The following is a 3,867-nucleotide window of genomic DNA, read 5'->3' as shown; positions in this document are numbered from 1 at the left end:
TGAAGGAAAATAGCCCCCGGAAAACCGTGCAGGTCAAAAAGATATTTCCATATATAAAACTCGCATCCAGACCGGGCTTGTCCAACAAACGGTTCAGATTGTGGCTCGCTGCGCGATCACAATCTAACCTTACTCGTTAGGGCTTTTTTGCCTTGAGTGCATCGATCTTAGATTGCACAAGCTGAACTAGAGCAGGCGCAGAATAAACATACTCAAGTATGGCTTTGCTGAGCCCCTCAAGAATTGGTACTTCTGCTGGGGTAAGTTCACCGAGATTAGCATGAGCACCAATATTTCTAAGGTGGCGAAGAGCGTGAGCCATATCGGCGAGTTGTTGCGGCATGATGCCCTTTTTAGCGATGTCCTCAAGGCGTTGAAATAAATCATCTCCGACAGCGTTTTTGTCGATACACACAAGATCGAGAACCCTGCCAAGAAGTACCGCGAAGGCGTTGGAATCGATGGTCTTTACTCTTTGAGCGGCTTCGTAGGACTTGGATATTTGTTGTGGTAGCCCACGAATTACCTGAGGGCCGTTTGGATAAAGAATTTCGTATTCTGGCCCACACTCATCAGTGAGTAGGTCATGCCAGTAGCCTTTTCTGAATAAAACACTATTACAGGAAAGGCATTCAAGAACTTCCCAGTATGGGCCTGCCTCCCATGACATGCCTGATTCTTCGTCGTCGTGATTTTTAATGTGGCTATATTCGGCAACTATAAGCATTGGAGCTTTGTTGCCGCAGTGCGTGCAAGTAAAAGCTGCGGTATGTTTTTTCTCGACCATACAATCCTCTTAATTGCCCTAACGTGGAATTAACCGGCTCCGCGCTTTTGCGGAGTCCGGGTTGAATGTCGGGTTAGAACTTTTTTGAATTGCGCGCATATGTGCTGACTCTTAGCCCCTTTGATTCTTGATTTCCTTGGCTAATTTTTTGCCGATAGCAAATCTGTGTAGCCAATTTTTTCGCAAAATTCAATCGCGCTCTCAGGATCATCAATGTCGATTTTAATATTCGAATCTAATTTGCCTTTTGTCCAAGTGAGAACAGCCACAAATGGTTGAAAGCCAACGTAACCTCCATAACTATTTTTTGAATTAACCATGCCGCAATAGTGAACATACCAACTCTTTTCAGCTAACTTAACCCACTTAAATTTTGCAGCGTCCGGGTCTTTCAGTTTAAGTTTGACTGCATTAGAGATCATTGCTTTTTCGTTTTTAGTCAGAGAAAGATTGCGTTGTTTGAGGGGGATTGGTTTATCCACAAAAACGCCATCCCTTTCCTGCTGAAGCTCTCGCTGATCATTGCACGTCGATTCGGACATTGACTCCCCGTTTTCCCATCGACAGTTCACCAGATCATCATCCGCATAAACTATTTGGCACGCCACAAACAGCATTACCGCAGCTATTTTTCTCACATTAATTCCCTTTCAATTGGCTACCGAGGCACGACCCTAATGCTGTGTCAGACGCATGTGCGGCCTACTCGAATTCCAAGTCCGTAACTTCAACCCTGACTTTGCCACTCCAGTCTGACGGAGCAGAATCCAACAAACCACCGATGAATTGTCGGCTGTAATTCGGCTTTAGAGGCGTATTGTCTCGTCCCCCAAAGGAATATTCTGACACAAGAACCGCAGAAGAATCTTTCTCGAAAACAACCTTATCATCCTTGTCTAGGCAATAGGTTGTTACTTCAACCCGCTTGAGCGACCTATCCCCTTTATTTTTGATCTCTCCAAATGCAGCCGATCCGTGTAAATATTTCAACTCCCTGATTTCAATGTTTCGTATCTCGATATTCGGGAAGTAGGCTCGTTTTTCCTTGTATTCAACTACCTTCTCATCAAGCTCCTTGACTTTCCTAGGAGCCTCATCGTCCCTTGAAGACAGTGCCATGATTTCAGAATACTTGGCCTTAGCTTCTGCAAAATTTTTCTGTCTCTCCAGTTTCTCTGCCGCCGCTTTCAGTTCGTTGATCTTTTTTTCGTTCGCCCATCCCATGTAGACCCGCCATCCGTCCTTTCCTTTAACAAGATCGAATTGTTCTGTTTTAGTGGTAGTAGGTAGATTCTTGCCCTTCATTTTTTCAGCAACAATTTTTTCCATCTCTTTTTCATCAGGTTTGCCGCCACTCAAGATCGATTTCATGGCAGTACCGAGAAATTCTCCCATAACTTGATTGAGGTCTGGTTTAGTGACATCAACTGTTGCTAAAGCTTTATCTCCTGACACCTTAACCTCTTTGATGCTGAAAGTTGTTTTTCCAGCTAAGGCTTTTGTAAAACCGCCAAAAAAAGCGGTCGAAAAATCTTGCTGGCTCTTGATGGTTTTATCTTCGGCAGATAGGAACTCATAAGCTTTTTCGGAATTGCCTTGAAAATAGTTATCAAGATAGTCAGAAAGAACTTCCTTCGGATTAGGGGCTAAAGTGCATCCGGCAAAGAAAAGAATTAAGGATATTACTGCTGCAAAATACCCGGCTCTGTTCATTGGGAATCTCCATTTGGGTGTTTTTTGCTCAACATTTAAAAAGGGGATGCGCGCTTTTGCGCAGACCCGCTTGAGCGTAGAACTCTGCATCATAAAAAGCCGATTCCCGCCTTGTTACGGGCACCCGCAAATGGGTCAAATTCGACATAGTCTTGTAAACGCTCAAGCATAAGTTCAACGAACTTTGGGACATCGCTAACCCACCCCGGAGGTGTTTCTGCTCCATCAGATTCAGTTCTAAAGAAACTAAACTGGGCTTGACCTGCATTGAATCGCACAGCTAACTGCAGGTAACAAGTTTCCTTCGGAAAGCTGTTTCTGTCACGATCAAAGGTGATAGCGAGTCCGAACATCAGTTCGCCTTTCTCGGTTATCGCCTCTTTTGGAATATGACCTTTCATGCGTTTCGTTTCGGGATGAAGGTATAGAAGATCAACGTAAGAATGGCTCTCACCCGAAACCGGGTTGACCCAAGGTTCATCCGGCGGTTCGACACGGGCTACGAACGCGTCTCGAAGCAGGACGCACTGTTTGCGCAGCGCGTCCCGCCATTCGGCGAACCGGTCTTCTTGCTTGGTCCAAAGCTGACAGTAATCAGAGTGCTTCATAAATTGTCCGGCAATAAGTTCTAACGTTTGAATTCACCGGCGCTGCGCGGCTTCATCGCGCAGCGTCCGGTGGAATGATGGGTTCGGCCAACCCTGCAATTTCAATGAGCCGCTTTTCAGTGAATTTCCATACCACGGGTATGCGGTCGATAGTACCAGCGGCCTTAGCACGTTCTGTCCAGATATGCTCTTCGTACAGAATGGTGTCACCGCGCCCTGCAGCCGCAGCCTTCAACCACAACGCAATTTCAGTAGGGGCAGCAAGGTACATGCGCGGCAGTGCATCAACGGCGACGCCACGGAATTGAACGAGACAGAACACTGTCTTCTTGGAATGTTTGTTCAACCATTTATCGGCAGCACCGTGGTAGTCGGCGTTAGCGATATACGACTGCGTTAGCCCCCACCCGCCGTCTTGGCTTCCCTTGACCGAAACTTTCAGTATTCGTTCGCCATTTACGGCAACAAGGTCGTACTCGGGTTGATTGGCTCCGTACTGGACCGACACATCCCACCCGCACCGCGCGAACTGAGCTGCCGCGAATGCCTCTGCTGCTGTAGCAACTTGCCAAGAGGTAATCATGTGCGAATAGAGGCCGAACGTGGAGCTAAGGGGCTGCGCGCTTTTGCGCAGTCCCGCTTGAGCGTAGGGTTGGACGAAGCCGCTACGCGGAGACAAGCCACTTCCACTATCCGCTCCAAAAATTAACATATGACCTCGCCCCAACTTGGGATTTTTAACGCACTCGCGAGGTTGTA

At 47.0% G+C, this 3,867-nt stretch carries 5 protein-coding genes; all 5 read right to left on the bottom strand.

Annotation, left to right across the window (positions count from 1 at the left end):
• Positions 1-136: 136 nt before the first annotated feature.
• Entirely contained in the window at positions 137-787 is a 651-nt protein-coding gene (locus Q8O80_RS00940) for a DUF4145 domain-containing protein (RefSeq protein ID WP_305575968.1), read from the bottom strand.
• Between the two features lie 140 nt (positions 788-927).
• On the bottom strand, positions 928-1,425 hold the full coding sequence (locus tag Q8O80_RS00935; protein ID WP_305575966.1) for a hypothetical protein: 498 nt from the start codon (positions 1,423-1,425) through the stop codon (positions 928-930).
• Positions 1,426-1,489: 64 nt separating this feature from the next.
• Positions 1,490-2,593: a hypothetical protein gene (locus Q8O80_RS00930; RefSeq protein WP_305575964.1), complete on the bottom strand. Its 1,104-nt coding sequence runs from the start codon at positions 2,591-2,593 to the stop codon at positions 1,490-1,492.
• Positions 2,590-3,108 (bottom strand): hypothetical protein, encoded by a 519-nt coding sequence (locus Q8O80_RS00925; protein ID WP_305575962.1) that lies wholly within the window; start codon positions 3,106-3,108, stop codon positions 2,590-2,592. Before Q8O80_RS00925 ends, Q8O80_RS00930 begins: the two co-directional genes overlap by 4 nt.
• A gap of 52 nt (positions 3,109-3,160) precedes the next feature.
• Positions 3,161-3,867, bottom strand: a 707-nt coding sequence (locus tag Q8O80_RS00920; RefSeq protein WP_305575960.1) for a hypothetical protein, incomplete at its 5' end; no start/stop codon positions are given.

Source organism: Devosia sp., assembly GCF_030689745.1.
Taxonomy (GTDB): Bacteria; Pseudomonadota; Alphaproteobacteria; order Rhizobiales; family Devosiaceae; genus Devosia; species Devosia alba.
The sequence above is the reverse complement of the archived record's forward strand: the minus strand, read 5'-3'. Positions and strand labels throughout refer to the sequence as shown.

What these genes read in the sequence shown, in the direction of transcription:
- Q8O80_RS00930 (WP_305575964.1), bottom strand. Translation starts at nt 2,593, where the DNA reads ATGATGCAGAGTTCTACGCTCAAGCGGGTCTGCGCAAAAGCGCGCATC.
- Q8O80_RS00940 (WP_305575968.1), bottom strand. Translation starts at nt 787, where the DNA reads ATGGTCGAGAAAAAACATACCGCAGCTTTTACTTGCACGCACTGCGGC.
- Q8O80_RS00925 (WP_305575962.1), bottom strand. Translation starts at nt 3,108, where the DNA reads ATGAAGCACTCTGATTACTGTCAGCTTTGGACCAAGCAAGAAGACCGG.